This is a genomic window from Stenotrophomonas forensis (genome assembly GCF_028752115.1).
Taxonomy (GTDB): domain Bacteria; phylum Pseudomonadota; class Gammaproteobacteria; order Xanthomonadales; family Xanthomonadaceae; genus Stenotrophomonas; species Stenotrophomonas forensis.
Window position 1 is genome coordinate 635,174 of record NZ_CP082270.1, and the last position, 26,387, is coordinate 661,560.

The window sequence follows — 26,387 nt, forward strand, 5'->3', positions numbered from 1 at the left end:
TGCCGCAAACGTGAAGATCGGAGCTATCATGACCGTACAGAAACATGAATGTGATGTGCGTCATGGAAATGACCTTCCCTTCACCGCAGCGTCTCCGCCATCGGGCCTTCCACCCGGTTGAGGGGCGTTGAAAGGACCCGGCGTGACAGCAGCCCACCTTGCCATTGCCGGATTGCCTTCGGAGTTCGTTGAGATGCGCGGGGGCGGCCTGTACTGGGTCGTCGCGGCCGGCAGCGCGCCGACCGACCTGCTCGGCGCCGGCGTGCTGTCCACCGCCGCCGCACTGCAGGACGCCGTTCTGGTGACGCTGGGCCGTGGCGCCGAGCCGATGCTGTCGCTGCTGGCGGACGATCAGGGGCCGCTGCGCCTGCGCCTGTTCCAGCGTTCCCACCACGGCATGCAGCAGGCGTTGCGCGGCTTGCCGCAGGACCTGCCGCGGGTGGCGTCCGCCGCCACCGGGCTCAGCCTGGTGCAGTTTCCGGTTGCCGCGCTGGATGGCTGGGATGACACGCGCCTGGCGCGCTGGTGCGAGCGGCTGCAACGCTGGGCCGGGCAGACCGGCCAGATCGTGCTGCTGCTCTGCCATGGCGAAGTCGCCACCCTGGCACCGCGCCTGCTGCCCTTGAACCGCGCCTGCGCCGGCGTGGCCCAGCTGCACCCGCATCGCGGCGCCCTGCAGCTGCTGCTGCACTACTGGTCGAACAGCCATGGCGTGGTCGCGCAGCGTTCTTTTGCCGTGCTGCAGGAAGGGACGGGCCTGCGCCACGTGGCCGAGGCCGATACTGCTGACGAGGCTGCCAGCCTTGCCAGCGGAAGTGATCGCGACGTCTTCCTCGCCCAGGCCAACGTGCTGGAGGGCGCGCCGCCGCTGTCCGCCGCATGGCGCCTCTACGAGGGCTGGGCCGGTCTGCTCCCGGCCGCACTGCAGGCGCGCGAGGCCACGGTGGTGCTGGCCATCAACGAGAACGCCCAGGTGGACGCGCTGGCGCGGCTGCTGCACCGCCTGCGCCGCGAGCGCGGCACCGCCCTGAAACTGGTCGTGCGCGAGCTTCAGCCCTGCCTGCGTTACGCCGACGAACGCCTGCTGATGCAGTGCGGGTGCAGCCTGGTGGTGCCGGCCGACACGCCGCTGCCACGCCTGCTGACGCTGCTGGAAACGGTGCAGCGGCAGCGCTGGCAGGGCCAGCTGGCCGATGACCCGGAGCCGCTGATCCGCGCCCATCGGCCGCCGTCGTTGAGCGGCCTGGTCAATGCCGCACGTTTCCGCCAGATCGCCGCAGAACGCATCGACCAGGACGGCAGCGCGGTGGAAAGCGCAGTGCTGGCCCTGCAGCCGGTTGCCGGCCTGCGCGCCGAACAGACCCTGCAACAGCTGCGCATCCGCCGCCAGGGTGATCTTGCCTGTGTCTATCGCGGGCAGGTCCGCCTGTTCCTGTTCGGCTGTCGCCGCGATGCGGTCGAGCAGGCGCTGGGCAACCTGTTCCGCCTGCCTTGGCGCGAACTGTTTGACGGCTATCAGCGCCTTGCCGAGTACGACATCGCCGCCATGAACCCGAGCGGCAGTGATCCGGACGCCGAGCTGCTGCCCGAGGCGCCGGTTGCCTTGCCCGCAGTGGCTCCGGTGCGGGAAGCGCCTGCCGTCGTTGCCCCGAAGCCGCTGCGGCTGGGAGATACCGCATGACCACCGACCAGCAACTCTGGACCCTGATCGTCGCCTGCGCGGTCGTGATGATTCCCTTCGGGGCCATGCTGGGCACCCTGTGGCGCGGGCTGCGCCGCCGTGCCACGCGCTGGTTGCCGCCCCGCCATCTGCGCCGCGCCGGCGTACGCCAACGTGCGCCGCGGAGCGCTGCATGAGTCCGCAGAACGTTCCCGCATCTCCGTTCGCATGGGCCGACCTGCGTGGCTGGAACCTGTATTTCCTGTCCAAGGTGGTGCTGGCCTGGATGGGCGCGCTGGACCTGAAGATCCTGCCCAACCTGTTGTTCCTGGGCGCGCTGCTGGTGCCGCTGCGTTGGCGCTGGGCACGCATCGCACGCACCGTCGTGGCCGTGCCGGTGGGCGTGGCGCTCTATTACCAGGACACCTGGTGGCCACCGTTCCAGCGCCTGCTGGTGCAACCGGGCGTGCTGGATTTCTCGGCGGACTACTGGCTCGAACTGGCCCAGCGCTTCATCAACTGGCAGATGGTGGCGGTGCTCGCGCTGCTGCTGGTGGCCTACTTCCTGCTCAAACCGTGGCTGCGCATCACCACCCTGAGCGTGCTGGGCATGCTTGGCCTTGCCGTCATGGCGATACCGATGCCGGCGGGCTGGAACTGGGGGCAGGGCACTGCCACGGCGGCCAGCACAGGGACCGCTGGGGCGACGACAGGGGGACTGCCGCCGGCCAACAACGACACGCTCAATGCGTGGCTGAGCAGTTTCTACCAGCAGCAGGCCAGCCTGAAGACCAGCTTCCCGGCGCCGGCCAGCGGTGCTCCGTTCGACGTCATCATCCTCAACATCTGCTCGCTGGCGTGGAGCGACCTGGATGAAGTCGGGCTGCGCCAGAACAACCTGCTCGACCACATGGACGTGGTGTTCGACGATTTCAATTCGGCCACCGCCTACAGCGGCCCGGCAGCGATCCGCCTGCTGCGCGCCAGCTGTGGCCAGACCTCGCATACCAAGCTGTTCGACCCGGTGCCTGCCGAGTGCCAGCTGTTCTCGAACCTGCAGCGGCTGGGCTTCCAGAGCGAGCTGGCAATGAACCACGATGGCCACTTCGACGACTTCATCGGCGAGCTGCACCAGTACGGTGGGCTGCAGGCACAGCCGATGGATATCAGCGCCTTCCCGAAGGCGCTGGTGGCGTTCGACAAGTCGCCACTGCGCCGCGATGGCGACGTGCTGATGGCCTGGTGGAAGCAGCGGCTGGCCGAGGCCCCGCAGCAGGTGGCGCTGTTCTACAACACGATCTCGCTGCATGACGGCAATCGCATCGTCGGTGCCGATGGCCGTTCCAATGCCGCCGACTACAAGGCGCGCGCGGAGATGGTGCTGGGTGACATGGCCGGTTTTGTCGATGCGGTGGAAAAGAGCGGCCGGCGCGCGATGATCGTGGTGGTCCCCGAACATGGCGCCGCGCTGCACGGTGACCGCATGCAGATTCCGGGCATGCGCGAGATCCCCAGCCCGTCGATCACCCACGTGCCGGTGGGCGTCAAGCTGGTCGGAATGGGCGCACCGGCGGCCGGTGGCCCGCGCCACATCCCCGAGCCGAGCAGCTACCTGGCCGTGTCCGAGCTGGTATCGCGCGTCTACGCACTCAACGCGCAGTCGCCGCCGAGCGAACGCAACTGGGACAGCCTGCTCAAGGGCCTGCCGCAGACGCCCTCGGTGTCGGAGAACGAAGGCGCCAAGGTCATCGACTACGGCGGCAAACCCTGGCTGCAGTTGCAGGGCAGCCAGACCTGGAGCCCCTACCCGGAGGATGCGCGCTGATGCCTGCCGACATTCTTGCCGTGCCCGCCACCCTGTCCGTGGAAGAGGACGACATCGATCTGCTGCGCCGCAGCCTGGACATGCCGGAGCTGCCCTACGTGGATTTCTCGGCCCAGCATGAACGTGCCCAGGCGCTGGCGCGCTGGCCGCTGCTGGCGGAACTGGAGCGGCGCGGATGAGCAACGTGTTGTCCCTGCAGGGCGTCCATGGCGGCACCGGCGTGACCACGGTGCTGGCCGCGCTGGGGCAGGGCCTGCATGCCCAGGGCCAGCGCGTGCTGCTGGTGGAATGCAGTCCCGACCAGATGCTCGGCCTGCATCTGGGCCTGCCCGCCGATGTCGAACGTGGCTGGGCGCATGCACAGCTGGACGGCAGCGACTGGCGCGATGCCGCCTTTGCCATCGCGCCCGGCTTGGCCGTGCTGCCCTATGGCCGGGTGGATGCCGGGGGCGCGATGCAGGTCGAGCAACAGCTGCGCCAGGCGCCTTCGACCTGGGCCGATCGCCTGCCGCTGCTGCAGACCCAGTTCGACTGGGTGCTGTTCGATCTGCCGCAGCGCCTGCCGGCACATGCGGCAGCCATCAACCAGCACGCGCGCTGCACCCTGCCGCTGCGCCTGGCCTGCGTCGATCCGGTCAGTCATGTGGTCCTGCAACGGCAGCCGGATGATGAGCGCCTGGTGCTGGCCAACCGCTACGACCCGGCCGTTCCGGTGCAGCGCGATCTGATGCAGCTGTGGCTGCACACCCATGCCAGGCGGCTGGTGCCGCAGCCGTTGCATGAGGATGCGCGGGTGCCGGCCGCACTCGCCAGCAAGCAACCGCTGGGGCGTTACGCGGCGAACTCGCTGGCCGCGGCCGACGTCGATGGCCTGGTGCTGTGGTGCCTGGCTGAAGCGGCGCGGCGGCAGCACCGCGAAGGCGGCCCCTGATGGGCGCCCGGGTCTACTACCTGGGCTGGGGGCGCCTGCGCGAGCGGGTGCATGCGTCCTGGCCGACGCGGGCGCTGCTGTGGTTGCTGCAATGGACCGGGTGGGCCTTCCTGCGCCTGGAGGGACCGGCCTGGCAGTCGATCGCGCCGCGCCTGCGCAACGCCTTCCCGCAGATCCAGGGTGACCGTCGCTGGCGTCCGGGTGATCCGCTGCGCCTGCTGATCCAGGCCGCCTGGCTGTCACTGGTGCGGCTGGTGCCGAAGGCGTCGAAGCGGCGGCAGCGCCTGGCCGAAGCCAACCGCCAGCGGATTGCCGAGCTTCGCGGCGCCGCAGGCCGAGGCCGCCTGCGCTATCTGCGGGCGATGAGCGATGCGCCCAGCGAATTCTGGAACAGCCGTTTCGCAGGCTGGTTCGGGCAGCGCGTCCGCGCCCTGTCGCCGCGCTCGCGGCATCTGCTGACGCTGCTGATCGGCTTGATCACGCTCGGGCTGGCGGCGCTGTGCATCACCCAACCGTTCACCTACGTCGCGCAGTTCGTGTTCGTGCTGCTGCTGTGGGTCATCGCCCTGCTGGTGCGGCGCATGCAGGGCCGCTACGCCACGCTGGTGCTGGTGGTGCTGTCGATCACCGTCTCCTGCCGCTACCTGTGGTGGCGCTACACCGCCACCCTGAACTGGAACAGCACCTTCGACCTGATCTGCGGCGTGATCCTGCTGGCTGCGGAAACCTACTCCTGGCTGGTGCTGATGCTGGGCTACGTGCAGGTCGCCTGGCCGTTGCGCAGGCGACCTGCGCCGCTGCCGGCCGACGTACGGCAATGGCCGACGGTGGACGTGCTGATTCCCACCTACAACGAAGACCTGGCGCTGGTACGGCATACCGTATACGCCGCGATGGGCCTGGACTGGCCTGCGGACAAACTGCGCATCCACATCCTCGATGACGGCAAGCGCGAGGAGTTCCGTGCCTTCGCCGAGCGCGCCGGGGTGAACTACATCACCCGCACCGACAACCGCCACGCCAAGGCCGGCAATCTCAACCATGCGCTTACCCTGATCGATGGCGAGCTGGTGGCGATCTTCGACAGTGACCATCTGCCGGTGCGCTCGTTCCTGCAGATCACCTGTGGCTGGTTCCTGCGTGACCCGAAGCTGGCGCTGGTGCAGACCCCGCATCACTTCTTCTCCGCCGACCCGTTCGAGCGCAACCTGCAGGTGTTCCGCAGCGATCCCAACGAGGGCGAGCTGTTCTACGGGCTGGTGCAGGACGGCAACGATCTGTGGAACGCGGCCTTCTTCTGTGGCTCCTGCGCGGTGCTGCGGCGCGAGGCCATCGATGCGATCGGCGGCTTTGCCACCGAGACCGTCACCGAAGATGCGCATACCGCCCTGCGCCTGCACCGCAAGGGCTGGAACTCGGCTTACCTGCGCATCCCGCAGGCGGCCGGGCTGGCCACCGACAGCCTCGGCGCGCACGTCAACCAGCGCATCCGCTGGGCGCGCGGCATGGTGCAGATCTTCCGCATCGACAACCCATTGCTGGGCAAGGGGCTGAGCCTGTTCCAGCGCTTCTGCTATGCCAATGCCATGCTGCATTTTCTTGCCGGCATCCCGCGGCTGGTATTCCTGACCGCGCCGCTGGCGTTCCTGCTGCTGCACGTCTACATCATCTACGCCCCGGCGCTGGCCATCCTGCTGTTCGTGGTGCCGCACATGGCCCATGCCAGCCTCACCAATGCCCGCATCCAGGGCAAGTACCGCCGCCCGTTCTGGGGCGAGGTGTATGAGACCGTGCTGGCCTGGTACATCGCGCGTCCCACCACGGTGGCACTGTTCAGCCCGGGGCGCGGCAAGTTCAACGTCACCGACAAGGGCGGCACCCAGGCCGGTGACCGCTTCGACTGGCGGGTGGCGCGGCCCTATCTGGTGCTGGCACTGCTGAACGTGCTGGGCCTGTGCTTTGCGGTGTGGCGGTTCATGCACGGGCCGGCCGATGAACGCGGCACGGTGGTCGTCAGCTCGCTGTGGGTGCTGTACAACCTGCTGATCATCGGCGGAGCGCTGGCCGTGGCCGCCGAGGTGCAGCAGGTGCGGCGCACGCATCGCGTCACCACCCGCCTGCCGATGGCGCTGGAGATTCCCGATGGCCGGCGCCTGCGTGGCGTGCTGCAGGATTACTCCAACGATGGCGTTGGCGTCGAACTGGGCGAAGATGCCCAGCTCGCCGAAGGCCAGCAGGTACAGGTGCTGCTGGGGCGCGGCCGGCGTGAATTCGCTTTCCCGGCACGCGTGCAGCGCACCGTCGGCCACCGCTTGGGCCTGCTGCTGCTGTTCGAGGACGAACGCCAGCGCGTGGAGTTCGCCCAGTGCACGTTCGCGCGCGCGGACGCGTGGCTCGACTGGCATGCCGGCTATCAACCCAAGAGCCTGCCGCGCAGCCTGTGGAGCGTGCTGGTTCTGGGCTGGCGCGGTTACCGCCGGATGGGCGATTTCACTCCGTTCGACCTCGACCGCCCGGCACACTGGAATCGTCGCCTGCTGCGATGGCTCGCCAGCTTTGCCCCGCAACGTCCGCTTCCTTCCCACCCGGCTGACCCAGCCGCTGATCCAGGGCTTCGTCCATGAGCATTCCGTCTTCTCTGCGCTGGCTGCTGTTGCCCCTGCTGGCCCTGCCGGTGGCATCCGGCAACAGCGCACCTGCGCCGGTCCCGGTGCCGCCGCCCGCACCGGCGAATGCCGCAGCGGTGGCAGCGCCGCCTGCGGCGACCACAACCTCGGCCACCCCCGCGGTTCCGGCCGAGGCAGCGGCGCTGACACAGACCTGGACCGGCAGCGCCTGGCCCTGGCAGCGGCAGAGTACGTTCGCCCAGCTGGGGCGTCGCCAGGACACCCTGCTGTCCGGCGTGCGCAACGCCACCACGTTCGAGTTCCAGGTCCGTCGCGACCGCCTGGTGCGCGATGCGGAACTGGACCTGAGCTTCACGCCTTCGCCGTCGTTGCTGCCGACCCTGTCGCATCTGCGGGTCTACCTCAACGACGCGATGATGGGCGTGGTGCCGATCAGCAACGATCAGCTGGGCCGCCCGGTGCAGGCCAAGCTGCCGCTGGATGCGCGGCTGATCGCCGACTTCAACCAGGTGCGGCTGGAGTTCGTCGGCCACTACACCGACATCTGCGAAGAACCCACGCACAGTTCGCTGTGGGTCAACCTGTCCAGCAACAGCACCCTGCGCCTGGGCGGGCAGCCGCTGGCGATGCAGGACGACCTGGCGAACTTCCCGCTGCCGTTCTTCGATCCGCGCGACACCGCGCGGCTCGAACTGCCGGTGGTGTTCGCCGGCGCCCCGAGCCTGGCACAGCAGCGCGCGGCGGCGGTGATGTCGTCGTACTTCGGCAGCCTCGCCGGCTGGTGGCGGCAGGCGCGGTTCCCGGTGAGCTTCGGCGCGCTGCCCGGGAAGGGCCATGCGGTGGTGCTGGCCGTGAACGGGAAATTCCCCGCGGTGATCGGCAACCACGCGCCGGTGAAGGGCCCGGTGATCGAGTTGATGGCACTGCCGGACGACCCGCAGCGCAAGCTGCTGCTGGTGCTGGGCCGCAACGATGACGACCTGCAGAAGGCAGTGGCTGCGATGGCGGCCGGCAACGTGCTGTTCCGCGGGCGCCAGGTCAGCATTGACGAGATCAAGCCGCTGGCCCCGCGCAAGCCGTACGACGCCCCGAACTGGGTGCGCACCGACCGCGCCGTGCGCCTGGCCGAACTGCTGGACTATCCGCAGCAGCTGCATGCCAACGGCGTGTCGCCGCAGCCGATCACGGTCAACCTCAACCTGCCGCCGGATCTGTTCATCTGGCGCAACCAGGGCATTCCGCTGAACCTGCGCTACCGCTACACGCCGCCCTTCGGCAGCGACGAGTCGCGGCTGGGCGTTGCGATCAACGATCAGTTCATTTCCAGCTTCCCGCTGGTGCGGCGCACCGGCAAGCAGGGCCTGGAAGAGATCCGTCTGCCGGTGCTGGCCGGTGATGCCGGGGCCGACGATGGCCGCCTGCTGATTCCTGCACTCAAGCTGGGTGACCGCAACCAGCTGCGCTTCGACTTCAACTTCGCCAGCGTGATGGGCAGCGCGCAGCGCGATCATTGCCAGACCGTGCTGCCACCGAACCTGCAGGCGGCGATCGAGGAAGATTCAACCATCGACTTCTCCGGCTTCCATCACTACATGGGCCTGCCGGACCTGTCTGCATTCGCCCTGAGCGGTTTCCCCTTCACCCGCATGGCCGACCTGTCCGAGACCGTCGTGCTGGTGCCGCCCGCTGCCAGCGAGGCGCAGGTCAGCCTGCTGCTGAACCTGGTGGGTGGCCTGGGCGTGCAGACCGGCTACCCCGCCTACGGCCTGCGCCTGTCCGATGACTGGAAGCAGGCCAGCGCACTGGATGCGGACCTGCTGATGCTGGGCGCCTTGCCGGCCGAGCTGCGCGGCAGCCAGCAGCTTTCGCTGCTGATCGATGACCAGCGCACGCGGCTGCTGAACGGCCAGTCGCCTTCGCCGCAGCAGGCGATGGAGCAGGCACGACGTGGCAGCCGTGATGGCGACCCGGCGGTGACCGAAGTTGCGGTGACCGCGCAGGCACCGTTTGCCGCGATCATCGGCATGCAGTCGCCGCATCATGCCCAGCGCAGCATCGTCTCGCTGGCCGCCAGCAATGCCGCGGACTATGGCCTGCTCGACGACGCGCTCAGCGATACCGGCAAGCGCGAGGCAATTGCCGGCTCGGTGGCGATCCTGCGCACGTCCGGCATCCACAGCCAGTTCGTGGGTGAGCACTACTACGTTGGCGCGCTGCCGTGGTGGCTGCTGCTGTGGTACCACCTGGCCGACCATCCCGCATTGCTGGCGGTGCTGGCCACGCTGGTGGTGCTGATGTTCGCCTTCCTGCTGTGGCGCACGCTGCGCTGGGTGGCCGCCAAGCGCCTGGATCCGGGGCACTGATGGCGCGCGTGCGGCACCCGCTGGTGACGGCGTCGGGGCTGGTCCTGCTGGGACTGGCCGGCGCCGGCCCGTGCGCGGCGCAGGCATTGCCGGCCACACCGGGAGGCACGGTGGCCGAGCAACGCCAGTGGCTGCTGCAGCAGGTGCGCATCGGCGAGGCCACCGGCCGCCAGAGCCTGATCGAAGACGCGCTGGCGCGGCTGCGGATGCTGGCACCGGATGATCGCGGCACGCTGGTGGCGATCCTGGAAGTGCAGTTGTCGCAGCAGAAGCTGGACGATGCCGAAGCCACGCTGGCACGGCTGCGCCAGATCGGCGCAGGCAGCCGCGAGCTGGCGGCCGGCGAACGCCTGTGGCAGGCCTATCGCGGCGACCTGCAGCAGGAACTGCAGCAGGCCCGCCTGTTCGCCGCCGGTGGTCGCAGCGAGGAAGCACTGGCGATCTACCGGCGCCTGTTCAACGACGATCCGCCGGGCCTGCAGCTGGGCCTGGAATACTGGCGGCTTCGCGGTACCCAGGCCGAAGGCCGTGCACCGGCGATCCGTGCGCTCACCGAGCTGGATCGCAGCTACCCGGGCAATGTCACCCTGCTGCAGGCACTGTCGCAGCTGCTGTTCGCCGCTGGCCGCGACAGCGAGGCACTGGCGGCGCTGCAGCGCATGGGGCGCAATCCGGAAGCACGCGGCATGGCCGCCGACGCCGAATGGGCCTATCTGAAGGACCAGCCGGCCGACGAGCGCAGCGTGCGCCGCCTGCAGGACTTCATCACCCGCAATCCCACATTTACCGACATCGCACTGGTGCGCGAGCGCTACGCGGACCAGCACAAGCGGGTGAGTGATCCGGCCTGGCGTGCCGGGCTGCGCGGCCAGCAACTGCTGGACGCGGGCCGCAATGAAGACGCCGAGCGCGCCTTCCTGCAGGCGCTGCGAGGCTATCCGCGCGAGCCAGGCCTGCTTGGCGGGCTGGGCATGGCGTTGATGCGCCAGGGCCGCCGCGAGCAGGCCATCGCCTACTTCCAGCGCGCGGTGCAGGCAACACCGGCCGGCGACAGCAATGACAAGTGGCGCGACCTGATCGCCAGCACCCGCTACTGGCTGCAGCTGGACCAGGCCGATGCCGCGCTGAAGGCAGGCCGCCTGGACGAGGCCGAGCGCCTGTACGCGCAGGCACGGCGGCAGCAGCCGCGCGACGTCAATGCCGCGCTGGGGCTGGTCGACGTCGCCGTCGCGCGCGGTGACGATGCGGCTGCCGAACGCCAGCTGCAGAGCGCGCGGCGGATCGCGCCCAACGATGCCAACGTGGTGCGCAAGCTGGTGCAGCTGTATGGCCGCACCGATCCGCAGCGGCTGGAGGCCTTCATCAACGCGCTGCCTGCCGCACAGCGCAAGCTGTATGCCGAAGACCTGCGCCAGCTGCAGATCACGCGGCTGCGCGAGCGCCGCGAGCAGGCGCTGGCCGCCGGTGACGCCGCCACCGCCATCGAACTGGGAACGCAGCTGCGCGCGGAACTGCCTGATGATGCCTGGCTGGCCTATGCCCTCGGCAACGAGCTGCGTGCGGCGGGCCGGGAGCAGGAGGCCGATGCCGTGGTGGCCGACATGGCCCGGCGCAACGGCAGTGCAGAGGCGCGCTATGCGCAGGCGCTGTACCTGTCCGGGTCCGATCGCCTGCCGCAGGCGCTGGCCGTGCTCGATGCATTGCCCCAGGCGCAATGGGACGATGACATCCGCGCGCTGTCGGCGCGCCTGCACCGGCAGCAGCTGACCGACCATCTGTGGGAGCTGCGCGCGCAGGGCAGGGAGGCCGAGGCCATCGCCCTGCTGCTGCAGCAACCGCCCAGCACCGACAACGACATGCTGCTGGCCGAGTGGGCCCGCCTGCGCGGTGATCACGCGCAGGCTCTGCACTACTACCAGCGCGTGCTGGCCGCACAGCCGGACAACGTCGATGCGCAGCTGGGCCGGATCCAGGCCTGGATCGGCAGCGGCGACCTGGCCAGCGCACGCCGCCAGATGCAGGATGCACCGCCCCAGGTTGCCGATGAGGCGACGGGGCAGCAGCGCCAGCTCGCCACCATCTGGACCGACCTGCGCGAGGACGCGAAGGCGCTTGCGATCCTGCGTGCGCTGCTGGCACGCAGGACCGCGCCCGATGCACAGTCCTGGCGCGACGCGGCCCGGCTGGTTCGCCGTGACGATCCGCAGCAGGCGTTGGACATGTACGCGCAGGCCATGGCCGACAACGGGCTGCTGGCACCGGCACAGGTAGCACCGCGCGACAACCGCGCGCTGACGCTGGCCAGCCGCGAGACCGCAGGCGACGACTGGCTGCGTCGCAGCCTGCGCAGTGATGTCGAAACCCTGTACCAGCAGGAGAATCCCACCCTGACCGTGATGCAGGATACGGGGCGCCGCAGCGATGGCACGCCGGGCATCTCGCGGCTGTCGCGTGATACCCGCATCGCGCACCTCGACGCGCCGTTCGCGGGTGGGCTGGGCTGGGCGCGCATCGAGCAGGTGCAGTTCGATGCCGGTCGCTTCCAGACCGATGCCAACGGCGCCTACGACGAAGACTTCGGCAGCTGCGATCTGGACCTGGTCCAGGCCGACGGCACGCGCCTGCGTGCACCGGGCTGCACCCGGTTCGTGCATCAGCAACGCACGTCCGGTGCTGGCTTCGCCGTCGGTTGGCGCACGCTGGACGATCGCTGGAATTTCGATATCGGCCACACGCCGTCCAACTATGCGGTCGGCAACTGGCTCGGCGGCCTTACCTTCAATGGAGACCTGGGCCGTTTCGGCTGGGGAGCCACCGTATCGCGGCGGCCGATGACCAATTCGCTGCTGTCGCAGGCCGGTGCATACGATCCGCGCAGCGGCATCCGCTGGGGCGGTGTCACCGCCAATGGCCTGACCTTCAGCCTGGGCTACGACCAGGGCGGCCGCAATGGCGTCTGGTCGAACTGGAGCTGGCATCGCCTGACCGGCGAGAACGTGGTGGACAACACGCGCGCCCGTGCGATGGTTGGCTGGTACCACAAGCTGATCCAGCGCACCGACATGCGCCTGGATGTCGGTACCACCGCGATGTACTGGCGTTACCAGAAGGATCTGGGCGGTTACTCGCTGGGCCAGGGCGGCTATTACAGCCCGCAGCGCTACGCATCGCTGAGCCTGCCGGTCAGCTTCGCCTGGCGCAACGACAACTGGTCGGTACGCCTGGACGGATCGGTCAGCGTGTCCAGCGCGCGGACGTCCTCTATCAGCCGTTACCCGGATCAGGCGCTGATCGAACGCGTGATCGCCCAGCTGGAACCGCAGTACGGCCCGCTGACACTGGACCAGGCGGGCCTGTACACCGGCGACAGCAAGAGCACCGGTACCGGCTACCGCCTGTACGGTGCGGTGGAGCGCCGGCTGGGTGACCACTTCGTGCTGGGCGCCGCCGGTACCCTGCAGCGCAGCCGCGACTTCTCGCCGAACTCGTTCCAGCTCTACCTGCGCTATACCTTCAAACCCTGGCAGGGCAACCTGCCGTTGCCGGTCTCTCCGTTGGTGCCCTATGGCGAATTCCGCTGACCTGCACCGCCGGCGCCTGCTGCAGGCCGCCGCGGCCCTGCCGCTGCTCGGCTGGGGTGCTGCGCAGGCGCAACCGGCGTCATCGGCATCGCGCTGGCCGGCGTGGCAGGTGCTGCTCGACAGCAGCCTGAGCCGCGACGGGCGCATGATCGATCGCAGCCAGGACGATCAGCGCAGCACCTCCGAAGGGCAGTCGTATGCACTGTTCTTTGCGCTGGTGGCCAACGACCAGGCCCTGTTCGATCGCATCCTGGCCTGGACGCAGGACAACCTGGCCGGCGGTGACATGCGCCAGCACCTGCCGGCCTGGTTGTGGGGACGGGATGCCAAGGGGGGCTGGCAGGTACTGGACAGCAACCCTGCCTCTGACTCGGATCTGTGGCTGGCCTATGCGCTGCTGGAAGGTGCGCGCCTGTGGCGGCGTCCGGCGTTGCAGGCCATCGCCGAAGGCATGCTGCAGCAGGTGCGCGCGCGCGAGATCGTGCAGTTGCCGGGGCTGGGGCCGATGCTGCTGCCCGGCCCGCAGGGCTTCGTCGAAGGCGATGCGACCCGCATCAATCCCAGCTATCTGCCGTTGCCGCTGCTGCGACGGTTTGCATCGGTTGACCGCAAGGGACCGTGGCCGGCATTGGCGGCAAACACGGTGCGGATGCTGCAGCAGAGCAGCCCGCACGGATTCGCGCCGGACTGGACGGCCTGGCAGGCCGGCGGTTTCGTGGCCGACCCGGTGAAGGGTGCGGTCGGCAGCTACGATGCGATCCGCTGCTACGCCTGGGCCGGCATGACCGCGCCGCGCGATCCGCTGTTCCGGCCGCAGCTGGCTGCGTTGTCCGGCCCGCTGCAGCGCCTGCGCAGCGGCGCTGCCATGTGGGAAAAGATCGACACCCGCAGCGGGCAGGGGCAGGGCGAAGGCAACTACGGCTTCCGCGCGGCGTTGCTGCCGTATCTGCTGGCCCAGGGAGAAAACGAGCGCGCCCGTGCACTGCAGGCCAGCCTGCCCAGCGCCGAGCAGCAGCGCGCCGATGCCCCGGCCTACTACTCGCAGATGCTCAGCCTGTTCGGGCTGGGCTGGGCCGAAGGGCGCTGGCGCTTCAACGCCGACGGCAGGCTGCAGCCGCGCTGGTGAACCGCGCGCACTGCAGCGCCGAGTGCATGCCGGCCCCGCTTACTCCAGCGCGTAGCGCAGGGTGAACAGCACCGCCACCAGCCACACCGCCGGGTGCACTTCGCGCCAGCGGCCGGTGCCCGCCTTCAGCGCGGCGTAGGCGATGAAACCAAACGCCAGGCCGTTGGCAATCGAGTAGGTGAACGGCATCGCCAGCGCACACAGCGCGGCGGGTACCGATTCGGTCAGGTCGCTCCAGTCTACTTCCACCAGTTCGCGCAGCATCAATCCGGCCACGAACAGCAGCGCCGGCGCAGTGGCATAGCTGGGCACCATCGCCGCCAGCGGCGAGAACAGCAGCGCGGCCAGGAACAACGCCGACACCACCAGCGCGGTCAGGCCGGTGCGGCCGCCCACCTGCACGCCCGAGGCGCTTTCGGCGAAGGCGGTGGTGCTGCTGGTGCCGAGCAACGAACCGGCGACGATCGCCGTGCTGTCGGCCAGCAGTGCGCGGCCGAAACGCTTCTGCGCGCCCGGCAGCTTCAGCAGGCCCGCACGGCCGACCACGCCATACAACGTGCCGGTGGCATCGAACACTTCCACCAGCACGAACACCAGCACCACCTGCAGCAGCACCGCGATCGGCGCGCCGCCGTCGTGGTGCAGCAGGCCAGGCAGGTCCAGCTGCAGGAAGGTCGGGGCCAGGCTCGGTGGCAGCGACACCAGGCCCTGGTACTGCACATCACCCAATGCCCAGCCTGCGGCTGTCACCGCCAGGATGCCGATCAGGATCGCGCCACGGATGCGGCGTGCTTCCAGCACCGCGATCAACAGGAAGCCGGCCAGTGCCAGCAGTGGCGGCGCCGTGTTCAACGGGCCCAGCGCCACCAGCGTGTCTTCATTGCCGACGATCACGCCGGATTTCTGCAGCGCGATGATCGCCAGGAACAGGCCGATGCCGGCCACGATCGCCGAACGCAGTGATGCCGGAATGCCCGATACCAGCCACGCGCGCACGCCGGTCAGCGACAGCACCAGGAACACCAGGCCAGAGATGAACACCGCACCCAGCGCCTGCTGCCACGGCAGGCCGGCAGCGCCGACCACGGTGAAGGCAAAGAACGCGTTCAGGCCCATGCCCGGTGCCATGCCAACCGGGAAGTTGGCGGCCAGTGCCATCACCGCCGAACCCAGCGCGGCGGCCAGGCAGGTGGCCACGAACACTGCACCGGCATCCATGCCGGTGGTGCCGAGGATCTCGGGGTTCACGAAGACGATGTAGGACATCGTCAGGAAGGTGGTGACACCGGCCAGCAGCTCGGTGCGCACGGTGGTGCCGTGCTGCTGCAGCTGGAACAGGCGTTCGAACAGGGGCATCGCAGATCTCTCATGCCTGCGCGCCCTGCCGCCCGAAGGTGCCGCAGGTGCGTCGTCAGGCGGTTAGAAGTGGTAGTTCAACTTCAGCGTAGCGCTGCTGTAGTCGGTATGGAAGCTGCGGCGGGCCGCGGCCGGGTAGTTGGGATCGTCGAGCGTCACCGGGCTGGAACCCAGGTGGGTGTAGCGGTACTCGGCACCGGCGGAAAGTCGGTCGTTGAAGCGGTACAGCACGCCTGCCGTGGCGTTGGCGCCGGTGGACAGGTGCGAGGCACGGGTCTCGAACTCAGCCACGCGGCAGCCGTTGGTGGCTTCCACCAGCGATTTGTCGCAGCCCAGCGTGAATGCCTGCTGGGCCACTGTCACGCCGGCGCCGAGGTAGGGCAGCCAGCGACCCATCGCTCGGCCCAGCGTCACATCGAAGGTGCCCGAACGGGTCACCGCATCCTTGCCGTAGTACGGGCTGTACCGGTGCTGCTCGCGATCCTTCCAGTCACGCGTGATGTTGCCGAACGACAGCGCGCCTTCAACGCCGACCACGATGTTGTTGTCGAACTGCCAGCGACGCCCACCCTGCACGCCGCCACTGAAGCCGCGCACGCTCTTTTCCGAGGCGCTGGCATTGCTGCGGTCCTTGCTGTGCCCCTCGCCATGCGAGGCCTGCGCACCCAGGTAGAAGCCGTCCCAGTCAGGGGTGGCGGCCGTGGCAGTGCCCGACAGCAGCAGGGCGGCCGTGGTGATGATCAGAGTTTTCATTGCGGTTTCCTACGTTGGGGGATGAAGCGGGGCGTAGGAAACCCGATGAGCGCGGGCGGAAACATACAACGAGTTGCAAAGTGCGGTGGGTGCCGGGTGCAGCAAGGCCGGTTGAGGGCGAGGCGGTCCAGCGTGGCTGGAGTCGGTGGGCCAGGGCGGCTGAAAACGACAATGCGTGGCGATAGGTCCTCTTGAATGACGAAAGGCCGCGCGAGCGCGGCCTTTCGTTTCCTGCAGGAACCGTTACTTCAGCGCCTTGAAGCGCAGGCGCTTCGGCGCAGCGTCGTCGCCCATGCGGCGGCGCTTGTCTTCTTCGTACTCGCGGTAGTTGCCCTGGAAGAACTCCACGTGCGAGTCGCCTTCGAACGCCAGGATGTGGGTCGCGATGCGATCCAGGAACCAGCGGTCATGCGAAATGACGAAGGTGTTGCCCGGGAACTCCAGCAGCGCATCTTCCAGCGCACGCAGGGTTTCGATGTCCAGGTCGTTGGACGGTTCGTCGAGCAACAGCACGTTGCCACCCTGCAGCAGGGTCTTGGCCATGTGCAGGCGGCCACGCTCACCACCGGACAGCGAACCGACCATCTTCTGCTGGTCCTGGCCCTTGAAGTTGAAGCGGCCGATGTAGGCGCGCGACTGGATCTCGATGCCGTTGATGTTGAGGATGTCCAGGCCGCCCGCGATTTCCTGGAAGACGTTGTGGTTGCCTTCCAGCGCGTCGCGGCTCTGGTCCACGTAGGACAGCTTCACGGTCGGGCCGACCACGATCTCGCCGGTATCCGGCTTTTCCTGGCCGGTGATCATCTTGAACAGGGTCGACTTACCGGCACCGTTGGGGCCGATGATGCCGACGATGGCGCCGGCCGGCACCAGGAAGCTCAGGTTGTCGAACAGCAGGCGGTCGCCGAACTTCTTGGAGACGTTCTTGAACTCCATCACCGCATTGCCCAGGCGCTCGCCCGGCGGGATGAAGATCTCATTGGTCTCGTTGCGCTTCTGGTAATCGACCGACTGCAGCTCTTCCAGGCGGGCCAGACGGGCCTTGCCCTTGGTGCGGCCGCCCTTGGCGTTCTGGCGCGACCACTCCAGTTCCTTCTGGATCGCCTTCTGGCGAGCCTTTTCCTGGTTGTCTTCCTGCTTCAGGCGCTCGTCCTTCTGGGTCAGCCAGTCGGTGTAGTTGCCCTTCCACGGGATGCCGCGGCCGCGGTCCAGTTCCAGGATCCACTCGGCGGCGTTGTCCAGGAAGTAGCGATCATGGGTGACCGCCACGACGGTGCCGGTGTAGCGCGCCAGGAACTGTTCCAGCCACTCCACCGACTCGGCGTCGAGGTGGTTGGTCGGTTCGTCGAGCAGCAGCATGTCCGGCTTCTGCAGCAGCAGGCGGCACAGCGCCACGCGGCGCTTCTCACCACCGGACAGCTTGCCGACCACGGCATCCCACGGCGGCAGGCGCAGCGCATCGGCGGCCACGTCCAGCTGGTTTTCCAGGGTGTGCGCGTCGCCGGCGGCCAGGATCGCCTCCAGGCGTTCCTGTTCCTTGGCCAGCGCGTCGAAGTCGGCGCCTTCCTCGGCATAGGCCAGGTACACCGCGTCCAGCGCGGCCTGGGCCTGCAGCACTTCGCCCACGCCTTCCTCGACCGCTTCACGCACGGTCTTGGTCGGGTCCAGTTCCGGTTCCTGCGCCAGGTAGCCGACCTTGATGCCCGGCTGCGGGCGGGCTTCGCCCTCGAAATCGGTGTCCACGCCGGCCATGATCTTCAGCACGGTGGACTTGCCGGCGCCGTTCAGGCCCAGCAGGCCGATCTTCGCGCCCGGGAAGAAGGACAGCGAGATGTCCTTGATGATCTGCCGCTTGGGCGGGACCACCTTGGACACGCGGTTCATGGTGTAGATGTATTGCGAGGACATGAGGTCTCCGTAGGCGCGGCCCTGCGCCCGGTCCGTCACGGGAACATCCCGTTGCGGCAGCGGGCACAGACTGAAAAGGTGTACTGCTAATTATAGCCGGAACCGGTTCCGGGCCGCGCCGGGCAGGGGGCGCCGGGCTGGCTATCGCCTGAATACCCGGTCACAGTCCTGAAACGGGAAGCGTTTCCAGCTGGAAACGGTTCAGATCAAGTGCGCAATATGGGCTCACCACCACCCACTCAAGCAGAGGTCTGACATGCGCATCAATCGAGTAATGGCCGGCGCCGTGGCCTCTGTGCTGGCGTTGGGTGCCGTCGCCCCGGCCTTCGCCGACAACGACCACCGGGACCGCCGTGAATGGCGCGAAGACCGCCGCGAGTGGCGCCAGGATCGCCGTGACTGGGAACGCGACCGCCGCGAGGCCCGCCGCGACTGGGAGCGTGACCGCCGCGACTGGCACCGCGACCACGACCGCTACTACCGCCCGGCACCGCCGCGGGTGGTCTATCGGCCCGCACCGCCGCCGCGCTATGGCAGCTACGGCTGGCGCGTCGGCTCGCCCTATCGCAACTACTACTCCGGCCCGGTCTACGTGGTGAATGACTACCCGCGCTACCACCTGCGCCGCCCGCCCTATGGCCACCACTGGATCCGCGATGACCGCGGCAACATGCTGCTGGTGGCCATCGCCACCGGCGTGATCGCCCAGTACGTGCTCAGCGGGCGCTGAGCCGACGGTCTGGTCCACGCATGGCGTGGCGTGGCTGATACGGCAGGCGAAACCATACGGGGCCGGATTCCTTCGGGGATGCCGGCCCCGTCCGTTTCGGCCCCAGCAGGCCGGTGCGGGGCTACAATCGAGGGCTGAGTCGTACCCCCTTTCCCTGCCTGCTGGAGTACCCGATGTTCCCGCGTGACGTCCGCATCGAATCCTACGATCCCGAACTGGCCAAGGCCATTGCCGCTGAGACCCAGCGCCAGGAAGACCACGTCGAGCTGATCGCCAGCGAGAACTACACCAGCCCGGCGGTGATGGAGGCCCAGGGCAGCCAGCTGACCAACAAGTACGCCGAAGGCTACCCGGGCAAGCGCTACTACGGTGGCTGCGAATACGTGGACATCGCCGAGCAGCTGGCCATCGACCGCCTCAAGCAGCTGTTCGGTGCCGACTACGCCAATGTGCAGCCGCACAGCGGCTCGCAGGCCAACCAGGCCGTGTACTTCGCCCTGCTGCAGCCGGGCGACACCATCCTCGGCATGAGCCTGGCCCACGGTGGTCACCTCACCCACGGTGCCAAGGTGAATGCTTCCGGCAAGCTGTTCAACGCCGTGCAGTACGGCGTGAACGACCAGGGCCTGATCGATTACGACGAAGTCGAGCGCCTGGCCCTGGAGCACAAGCCGAAGATGGTCGTGGCCGGCTTCTCGGCCTACTCGCAGGTGATCGACTGGGCGCGCTTCCGCGCCATCGCCGACAAGGTCGGTGCCTACCTGTTCGTCGACATGGCCCACGTGGCCGGCCTGGTCGCCGCTGGCGTCTACCCGAGCCCGCTGGAACATGCCCACGTGGTCACCTCGACCACCCACAAGACCCTGCGCGGCCCGCGCGGCGGCATCATCGTGGCCAAGGGCGCCGACGAAGACCTGGTCAAGAAGCTGCAGTCGATGGTGTTCCCCGGCATCCAGGGCGGTCCGCTGATGCACGTCATCGCCGGCAAGGCCGTGGCCTTCAAGGAAGCGCTGGAGCCGGGCTTCAAGGCCTATCAGCAGCAGGTGGTGAAGAACGCCCAGGCGATGGCCAACACGCTCATCGCACGTGGCTACAAGATCGTTTCCGGCGGCACCCAGAACCACCTGATGCTGGTCGACATGATCGGCAAGGACGTGTCCGGCAAGGACGCGGAAGCCGCGCTGGGCAAGGCCCACATCACCGTCAACAAGAACTCGGTGCCGAACGACCCGCGTTCGCCGTTCGTGACCTCGGGCCTGCGCCTGGGCACCCCGGCGGTGACCACCCGCGGTTACGTCGAACAGGATTGCGTGGACCTGGCCAACTGGATCGCCGACGTGCTCGATGCTCCGGCCGATGAAGCGGTCATCGCCCGCGTGCGCGACGCCGTCAGCGCGCAGTGCCGCAAGTATCCGGTCTACGGCTGACCGGAGCAGGGGTCAGCGCCCTTTCCTGACGGAAAGGGATCCAACCCCGAAGCCCGTATCGAAGCAGGGGTCGGATCCCTTCCCGCAGGGAAGGGCTCTGACCCCGGTATCGGAGCAACCGCGCATGGATGAGCGCCACCTCAAGTACCTGTACACCGCCCTGGCGGTGCTGTTCGGCCTGCCCAGCCTGGCGATGGGCGGTATCGTCGCAGCGATGTTCCTGGTGCATGGCCTGCAGTCTTTCGGCCGCAACAGCGACCCCAACCTCGTGCTGCTGGCGTGGGGCCTGGCGGGTGTCGTCGGATGCCTGGCGTGGCTGTGGCTCAGCGCCGGGTATCTGCTGCAGGGCCGGGCCGGACTGCAGGTGCGAGCGGTATGGTGGTGGTTGCTGCTGGCCGGTGGCCTGGCCGCGCTGCCGGTGCTCTGGTTGGCCGCATGGGCCGGGTTCCAGGAGGGCGGCTCGGCGTTGGAAGTGTTGCTGCTGGGCCCGTCGATGCTGGTGCCGGCCGCGATGCTGGTGTGGCTCAAACGCCGCGCATGATGAGGCCCATGGAAGGAGACCGGATGCATGGATGAGCATCTGCACAAACGGATGGTTGCGGTGGGCGGTCTCGTGCTTGGCCTGCCTGCACTTGCTGCCGGCGGAACCGTCGCGGTGCTGGGGCTGATGGTCGCGATGGACGGCAAGTACCTGTCTGGCAACGAACCCACGTTGCTGCTGCTGTGGTCGCTGGGCGGGATCATCGGCCTGCTGTCATGGCTGTGGCTGAGCGGTGTATTCCTGCGGCGCGGCTGCGATGGCCTGCGGCAATCGTCGCCCGTGGCGTGGGTGGGCTTGCTGCTGGGCGTCCTCGCCGCGCTGGCTGTGGTCGCCGTCACGCTGCATCTGGCGTTCAAGGACGGCGAATTCGCGCTGTTGAGCTACCTGGGCCTGGGGCCGCCGTTCCTGTTGCCGGCCGCACACCTGGCGTGGTTGCGCTGGGGGACGTGAGCCGGTTATCCGCGCGCCGATTTTTAAGACAAGTTGCATGGTAGTGGGCGCGCGCCCTGCCTAAGCTCCCAGCGGTCTTCACGGTTGGGATATCCCATGAATCCGCTGGGTCGCCTTGCGCACGTCAGGTTGCGGTGGCATCTGTTGCTGTTTTCCATTCCGTGCGCGTTGGTTGGCGTGCTGGCCACATGCGCGCTCTTCATGGTGTGGCTCGCCAGGCCGCAGCCATCCGAAGCGTTCCTGATGGCTGCCGCCAACTGGGTGGTGATGTCGGTCTGGAGTGCCTATGCAGCTGTAGTGCTGGGCGACAGCTGGCGGACTGCGGGTGTGGAAGGGCTACATTCGCATGCAGGCTTGCTGGAGGCGCTGCCCATCGTTTCTGCCTTCCAGGCCGCGGCGGCGGTGGCGATGCTGTTCACGGCCATTGGGTGGGAGCCAGCAGCTCTGCTGTATACCCCCTTCCTGATGACTATTTGCGCCCCATGGGCCAGTTTGAGCTGGCATATGCGGTGGCTTTCAAGGCAGGAGGAGTAAAGCCTTCGGCGTGCGTGTCGTCATTGCCGCTGGGACAGCACGACCCGCGGTTTCAAAGAAATTGCATGGTTTGCTGGGGAAAGCCGGCCTAGGTTTCCTGCATGGACACCCCAATGCGCACCGTGCGCCGTCGACACGGCCTCTATCTGCTTCTTCATAGCTTGTTATTCTCCATTCCCTGCGCATTGGCTGGCCTGGCGGGCCTGCTAGTGCTGCTGTGGGGATGGGCACATGGCAGCGGTAAGGGAGCATTTCTCGCATGGGGTGCGGCTTGGGGTGTGCTGTCCGTGGCAGCGTGCATTCTTGTTGTCTGGCTGGCAAATACATGGCAGATGCGTGGACCAGACGGATTGAAAGCGGCCGCGCCAATGCTGGTGGCGCTGTTTCTGCTGTCTGCCGCTCAGGTTGTGTCCGCATTGATCATGACGGTCCCGGGCTTTGGATGGGAGCCGATTCTGCTGGTGTTGGCGATGGGTTGGGGAGCTCCCTGGCTCAGCCTTGCCTGCCACTTCCGATGGCTGGCAAAGGGCGGCGGGCCTGAGTGAAGAAGCGCGGAGATTGCTGCTGCGCCCCTTCTCAGGTACCTTTGCGACGCTGCCACGACCGTGGCCGCAGGTCTTCTCGCGAGCCAGGCGTTCCATGTATTGCCCCTTCTGCCAGCATGCCGATACCCGGGTCATCGACTCGCGCGTCTCCGAAGACGGCGCGACGATCCGTCGTCGGCGTGAGTGCGAGGCCTGCAACGAACGCTTCAGCACCTTGGAAACGGTCGAGCTGAAGCTGCCGGCCATCGTCAAGAGTGATGGCACCCGCGAGGCCTTCGACCAGCGCAAGGTGCGCGCCGGCTTCGACCGCGCGCTGCAGAAGCGCGCCGTGCCCGAAGAGAAAATCGAAGCAGCGGTGCGCGCCGTGGTCCACCAGCTGCGCATCAGTGGCGAACGCGAAGTGCCTTCCATCAAGGTCGGCGAGTTCGTGATGAACGAACTGCGCAAGCTCGACCATGTGGGCTATGTGCGTTTCGCCTCGGTGTACCGCAGCTTCGAGGATGTGGCCGATTTCCGCGAGGAGATCGAGAAGCTGGAGCGCGAACTGCCTTCCAGTACCGAGCAGCTGCAGCTGCTGGGCGATGTGATCGCCCTGACCAAGAAGAAAAAGGGCTGACGCCCTGGTGGGTGCCAACCTTGGTTGGCACAGAGACCGCATGGCGTGGATCCACGCTGGCGGCGTTACCATGGCGGCATGACCACCCCGTTCTCCGTCCTTGACCACCTGCACATGGCCAACGCGTTGCGTCTGGCCGAGCGCGGTGCTTACACCACCCGCCCCAACCCGATGGTCGGCTGCGTCATCGCCCACGGCGAACGCGTGGTCGGGCAGGGCTGGCATCAGCGTGCCGGTGGGCCGCATGCCGAAGTATTCGCGCTGCGCGAGGCCGGCAGCGAAGCGCGCGGTGCCACCGCCTACGTCACGCTGGAACCCTGCGCGCACTACGGGCGTACACCGCCCTGCGCCCTGGCCCTGATTGAGGCTGGCGTATCGCGCGTGGTCGCGGCGATGCGCGATCCGTTCCCGAAGGTCGATGGCGGTGGCTTCGATCTGCTGCGCGAGGCCGGCATCGACGTGGCCGAGGGTTTGATGGCCGCGCAGGCACGCGAGCTCAACAAGGGCTTCCTGTCGCGCGTGGAGCGCAACCGTCCGTGGTTGCGGGTGAAGCTGGCCGCCAGCCTGGATGGCCGCACCGCGATGGCCGACGGCACATCGAAGTGGATCACCGGCGCGGCGGCGCGCGAAGACGTGCAGCACTGGCGCGCACGTGCGGGCGCCATCCTCACCGGCGCCGACACCGTGCTGGCCGACGACCCGATGCTGACCGTGCGCCTGGCCGATGCCGAAGTGATGCCACCGCTGCGCGTCGTTCTCGATTCGCGCCTGCGTTCGCTGGAATGCAGCCGCGTGCGCGAGGGCGGGGCACCCACGCTGTACCTGCACAACGCGGTCGTCAGTCCCCCTGATGCGGCCGACGCCGCATTCGCCAGCGTGGCGCTGCGCCATGGGCATCTCGATCTGGGCGCGGTACTGGCGCTGCTGGCCGAGCGCGGCATCAACGAAGTGCACACCGAAGCGGGCGCGACCCTGGCTGGCGCGCTGCTGCGCGGTGGCTGGGTAGACGAACTGCTGCTGTACCTGGCGCCCACGTTGCTGGGTGACAGTGGCCGCCCGTTGCTGGCTGGCCTCGGCATCGACGCGATGGACCAGCAGCGCCGCCTGCGCGTGGCCGATCAGCGCCAGGTGGGCGAGGACCTGCGTTTGCTGCTGCGCGCGTAATGCTCTGGTAGGTGCCGACCTTGGTCGGCACTGAGGCCTCTACTCCGCATCCCGCTCCATCTCAGCAAAAGGATCCACCCGTTCTGCTGGTAGTGCCGAGTACAGCACTGATGTCAGGGATCTCAGGTTGTAGGCGTCGGGGAAGTAACCGGTATCAGGATCTCCAGTCAGCATCGCCTCACCCGTCATCGTGCGCTTCTCGCCGCTTTTGAGCATTGCCGCCCATGTGCGGAAGGCATATTTCGTGCTTTTGCGCATCTTTCTCAGAATGGCCGCATCCGTCACCTCACCGCTCTCAGTGTTGAAAGCCGGCACCTGGCAGCTGAACTGCACCATGATCTCCGTGACTTTCTCTTTTTCCCGCAAATACTGCGAAGCCGCTCGTGTCCCCGTTGCCCTGCATTGGGTGCCTGCATACGCGTCGGTCATCAACGTGCCGTACTCATGGGCGGACTTGGCAGAGAAGAGTTTGAACTGGACCAGCCCGTCTACCATTGACTGGACAAGTGCCGGAGCATACTGATGCAGGTCCGCTACCGATTCCGCCTCGTAGTGATTGATGTCCACCATTGAGCGATGCAGCTTTGCACTCGCATCCGCGTCACTTTCCAGTACCGCCTTGGTAAAAAGCTCGAACGCCTGTTCGGGGCTGATCGAGGGCTCTGCCGCAGCATGCCCGGCAACTGCGATGCACAGAGCGAGGGGAACGCACAGTGTTCGCACGATTGCCCTGGCAACAGGCAGGGCGACGTGCGTGTTGGGTGCGCTGGCCTGATCCTGTTGGCTGACATCAGCGGTCCGGGCGGCTGTCATGGCTGACCCTGCGATCGGGTGTGACCGGCCAGCAACAGCATCGGCATCGTGGACTGGATCAGCGGAGTAAGCAGCGCTTGCCCATCGACGAAAAAGTAGTTGCCGTTTGCATCAGCCGTGAGAGTGACGGTATCGGTAATCGAGCGTCGGGGCAGCGTTGGCACCGTGGTTGTAATCAGCCCATAGGCGAATGATGCGTCGGCCCTCATTCTGCTGATGACTTCGTCGGTCAACGGAGGTGCCGCCGCGTCCCAGTCCGGAACCTGGCAGCGGAATGACAACGTCACCTGCTGGAGGCCCTGCGCGCTTTCATTGACAGGCACTGCCGACGTCGCGCGGCAGTGGCTGCGCAGGTACGTCGACCTGATCACTTTGCCGAGCGCCGCGGCGAACTCGGGCGGGACGTCGTCGTCAATCTCGCCCTTCGCAAGCGCCTCAACCATTTCTGGAACGAGGCGCGCAGCCTTGACTGCGAGCAGGGCGTCGCCATGCTGGGCAGCGTGCATGGCACGGTGGAGGGTGTCGCCCGCCTCAGCATCACTTTCAAGCAGTGCCCTGGCAAACAGGTCGAACGCCTGCTCAGGGCTGAGCTTTCCGGTCGGCGTTGCATGTGAAGCAAAGGGGATGAAGAGCAGGAGCAGGAGGCACGGAATCCGCATTGGAACGTCCCGTTGGAAGGACTGCCAGCCTCACCTCGGAATCGGGCAGTATCCATGCAATAAGTACGAAAGGCATGGCCTGTGGCCGCTGGCCAGGCGCGGCATCAACGAGGTGGAGGCCGAGGCGCAGACGCCTCTGCCTGTGGCGCTTTGCCGCTCTGCGGCCAGGTCACGACGTTGAAGTGGAACCATGCCTCCACATCGCCGCCGGTGTCGCGGCCGTCGCGGTGTGCGGGCAGATAGCACCAGTCCCTGGCAGCGGCCATCGCCGCCTCGGCAAGCTGGGGATGGCCGCTGGACTCCAGTACACGGATTCCGGCCAGTCGGCCAGTGGCCTCCACCCGCATCTGCAGGTGTACCTTGCCGCTGCTGCGCACCCTGTCGGGAAAACGCGCCGGGTGGGCAGCCTGGGTCGTGGGTTCGATCGCCACCGAGTCACCCCGCTGGGTGAACACACTGCAGTCAGCTCGTGCTGTGAATACCTTGCGCGGGGGAGAGGCGTACCGTCGCAGGCAGGCCACGATGTCGTCATCCTCCGTGCAACGCGGGGCATCGGTCTGCAGCCTGCTGCGTGCAGGTTCGCGCGCGACGTCGCTGTCCGCTTGCTGCAGGCAGGCGGTTAACGCAAACAGCGCTGGTAGAAGTCCAGTCCATCGCGCGTTAGGTGGCATGACCATCTCCGGTATGAGCCTTCCAGGCGTGGGTGTGTTCATGGGCATCCTGGCAGAGCGTGACGGCGACCGCTGTGGCGAATAGAGGCATGTACAGGGCAAGGCAG

Annotated in this window: 23 protein-coding genes; 17 read left to right on the top strand and 6 right to left on the bottom strand. The window is 67.5% G+C overall.

The genetic code is table 11. The annotated features are described in order from the left end of the window. The first annotated feature begins 142 nt into the window (after positions 1-142). The 9 genes from bcsE to bcsZ are packed head-to-tail and all read left to right on the top strand — an operon-like array spanning position 143 to position 14,113. Positions 143-1,681, top strand: a complete 1,539-nt coding sequence (gene bcsE / locus K5L94_RS02880) for a cellulose biosynthesis protein BcsE (RefSeq protein WP_180878763.1) — start codon at positions 143-145, stop codon at positions 1,679-1,681. Then, positions 1,678-1,857 (top strand): cellulose biosynthesis protein BcsF, encoded by a 180-nt coding sequence (gene bcsF, locus K5L94_RS02885; RefSeq protein WP_040008940.1) that lies wholly within the window; start codon positions 1,678-1,680, stop codon positions 1,855-1,857. The genes bcsE and bcsF overlap by 4 nt, the downstream gene beginning before the upstream one ends. Then, positions 1,854-3,485 (top strand): cellulose biosynthesis protein BcsG, encoded by a 1,632-nt coding sequence (gene bcsG, locus K5L94_RS02890; RefSeq protein WP_053448767.1) that lies wholly within the window; start codon positions 1,854-1,856, stop codon positions 3,483-3,485. The genes bcsF and bcsG overlap by 4 nt, the downstream gene beginning before the upstream one ends. Further along, entirely contained in the window at positions 3,485-3,664 is a 180-nt protein-coding gene (gene bcsR / locus K5L94_RS02895; protein ID WP_040008936.1) for a cellulose biosynthesis protein BcsR, read from the top strand. Before bcsG ends, bcsR begins: the two co-directional genes overlap by 1 nt. After that, on the top strand, positions 3,661-4,416 hold the full coding sequence (gene bcsQ, locus K5L94_RS02900; RefSeq protein ID WP_274511964.1) for a cellulose biosynthesis protein BcsQ: 756 nt from the start codon (positions 3,661-3,663) through the stop codon (positions 4,414-4,416). Before bcsR ends, bcsQ begins: the two co-directional genes overlap by 4 nt. Then, complete coding sequence (bcsA, locus tag K5L94_RS02905) at positions 4,416-7,040, top strand: UDP-forming cellulose synthase catalytic subunit (protein WP_274511965.1); 2,625 nt, start codon at positions 4,416-4,418, stop codon at positions 7,038-7,040. The genes bcsQ and bcsA overlap by 1 nt, the downstream gene beginning before the upstream one ends. Continuing rightward, entirely contained in the window at positions 7,037-9,406 is a 2,370-nt protein-coding gene (gene bcsB, locus K5L94_RS02910) for a cellulose biosynthesis cyclic di-GMP-binding regulatory protein BcsB (protein ID WP_274511966.1), read from the top strand. Before bcsA ends, bcsB begins: the two co-directional genes overlap by 4 nt. Further along, positions 9,406-12,987 carry a cellulose synthase complex outer membrane protein BcsC gene (bcsC, locus tag K5L94_RS02915; RefSeq protein WP_274511967.1) on the top strand — a complete coding sequence of 1,194 codons (3,582 nt, stop codon included), beginning with the start codon at positions 9,406-9,408 and terminating at the stop codon, positions 12,985-12,987. The genes bcsB and bcsC overlap by 1 nt, the downstream gene beginning before the upstream one ends. Further along, positions 12,971-14,113, top strand: coding sequence for a cellulose synthase complex periplasmic endoglucanase BcsZ (gene bcsZ, locus K5L94_RS02920; RefSeq protein WP_274511968.1), 1,143 nt, complete (start codon positions 12,971-12,973; stop codon positions 14,111-14,113). Before bcsC ends, bcsZ begins: the two co-directional genes overlap by 17 nt. A gap of 39 nt (positions 14,114-14,152) precedes the next feature. Here bcsZ and K5L94_RS02925 read toward each other — a convergent pair whose 3' ends face one another. The 3 genes from K5L94_RS02925 to ettA form a co-directional block, all read right to left on the bottom strand. Then, positions 14,153-15,469: an NCS2 family permease gene (locus K5L94_RS02925; protein ID WP_004154176.1), complete on the bottom strand. Its 1,317-nt coding sequence runs from the start codon at positions 15,467-15,469 to the stop codon at positions 14,153-14,155. A 63-nt stretch (positions 15,470-15,532) separates the two neighbouring features. After that, the gene (locus tag K5L94_RS02930) at positions 15,533-16,222 is read right to left on the bottom strand and encodes an outer membrane protein (RefSeq protein WP_164087429.1); all 690 of its coding nucleotides are present in this window, start codon (positions 16,220-16,222) and stop codon (positions 15,533-15,535) included. A gap of 243 nt (positions 16,223-16,465) precedes the next feature. Beyond that, complete coding sequence (gene ettA / locus K5L94_RS02935; RefSeq protein WP_005412220.1) at positions 16,466-18,130, bottom strand: energy-dependent translational throttle protein EttA; 1,665 nt, start codon at positions 18,128-18,130, stop codon at positions 16,466-16,468. Between the two features lie 256 nt (positions 18,131-18,386). Between ettA and K5L94_RS02940 the strand changes: the two genes are divergently transcribed. The 8 genes from K5L94_RS02940 (at position 18,387) to ribD (ending at position 24,137) form a co-directional block, all read left to right on the top strand. Next, positions 18,387-18,860: an RcnB family protein gene (locus tag K5L94_RS02940; protein WP_008267952.1), complete on the top strand. Its 474-nt coding sequence runs from the start codon at positions 18,387-18,389 to the stop codon at positions 18,858-18,860. A 173-nt stretch (positions 18,861-19,033) separates the two neighbouring features. After that, complete coding sequence (gene glyA, locus K5L94_RS02945) at positions 19,034-20,287, top strand: serine hydroxymethyltransferase (RefSeq protein WP_274511969.1); 1,254 nt, start codon at positions 19,034-19,036, stop codon at positions 20,285-20,287. Between the two features lie 124 nt (positions 20,288-20,411). After that, on the top strand, positions 20,412-20,828 hold the full coding sequence (locus K5L94_RS02950) for a hypothetical protein (protein WP_274511970.1): 417 nt from the start codon (positions 20,412-20,414) through the stop codon (positions 20,826-20,828). 27 nt (positions 20,829-20,855) lie between these two features. Continuing rightward, a complete protein-coding gene (locus K5L94_RS02955) occupies positions 20,856-21,278 on the top strand; it encodes a hypothetical protein (RefSeq protein WP_180878756.1) in 423 nt (140 codons plus the stop codon). Between the two features lie 96 nt (positions 21,279-21,374). Then, positions 21,375-21,812, top strand: a complete 438-nt coding sequence (locus K5L94_RS02960; protein ID WP_180878755.1) for a hypothetical protein — start codon at positions 21,375-21,377, stop codon at positions 21,810-21,812. Positions 21,813-21,925: 113 nt separating this feature from the next. After that, positions 21,926-22,357 (top strand): hypothetical protein, encoded by a 432-nt coding sequence (locus tag K5L94_RS02965; protein ID WP_180878754.1) that lies wholly within the window; start codon positions 21,926-21,928, stop codon positions 22,355-22,357. Between the two features lie 94 nt (positions 22,358-22,451). Continuing rightward, positions 22,452-22,973, top strand: a complete 522-nt coding sequence (gene nrdR, locus K5L94_RS02970) for a transcriptional regulator NrdR (RefSeq protein ID WP_004154186.1) — start codon at positions 22,452-22,454, stop codon at positions 22,971-22,973. A 78-nt stretch (positions 22,974-23,051) separates the two neighbouring features. After that, a complete protein-coding gene (gene ribD / locus K5L94_RS02975) occupies positions 23,052-24,137 on the top strand; it encodes a bifunctional diaminohydroxyphosphoribosylaminopyrimidine deaminase/5-amino-6-(5-phosphoribosylamino)uracil reductase RibD (protein WP_274511971.1) in 1,086 nt (361 codons plus the stop codon). A gap of 39 nt (positions 24,138-24,176) precedes the next feature. Here the strand turns inward: ribD and K5L94_RS02980 are convergent, their stop codons facing one another. The 3 genes from K5L94_RS02980 to K5L94_RS02990 all read right to left on the bottom strand — a co-directional run bounded on the left by K5L94_RS02980 (position 24,177) and on the right by K5L94_RS02990 (position 26,040). Continuing rightward, on the bottom strand, positions 24,177-24,950 hold the full coding sequence (locus K5L94_RS02980) for a hypothetical protein (protein WP_274511972.1): 774 nt from the start codon (positions 24,948-24,950) through the stop codon (positions 24,177-24,179). Then, the gene (locus K5L94_RS02985; RefSeq protein ID WP_180878753.1) at positions 24,947-25,609 is read right to left on the bottom strand and encodes a hypothetical protein; all 663 of its coding nucleotides are present in this window, start codon (positions 25,607-25,609) and stop codon (positions 24,947-24,949) included. Before K5L94_RS02985 ends, K5L94_RS02980 begins: the two co-directional genes overlap by 4 nt. Before the next feature lie 104 nt (positions 25,610-25,713). Further along, a complete protein-coding gene (locus K5L94_RS02990; protein WP_274511973.1) occupies positions 25,714-26,040 on the bottom strand; it encodes an energy transducer TonB family protein in 327 nt (108 codons plus the stop codon). Positions 26,041-26,387: the final 347 nt, after the last annotated feature.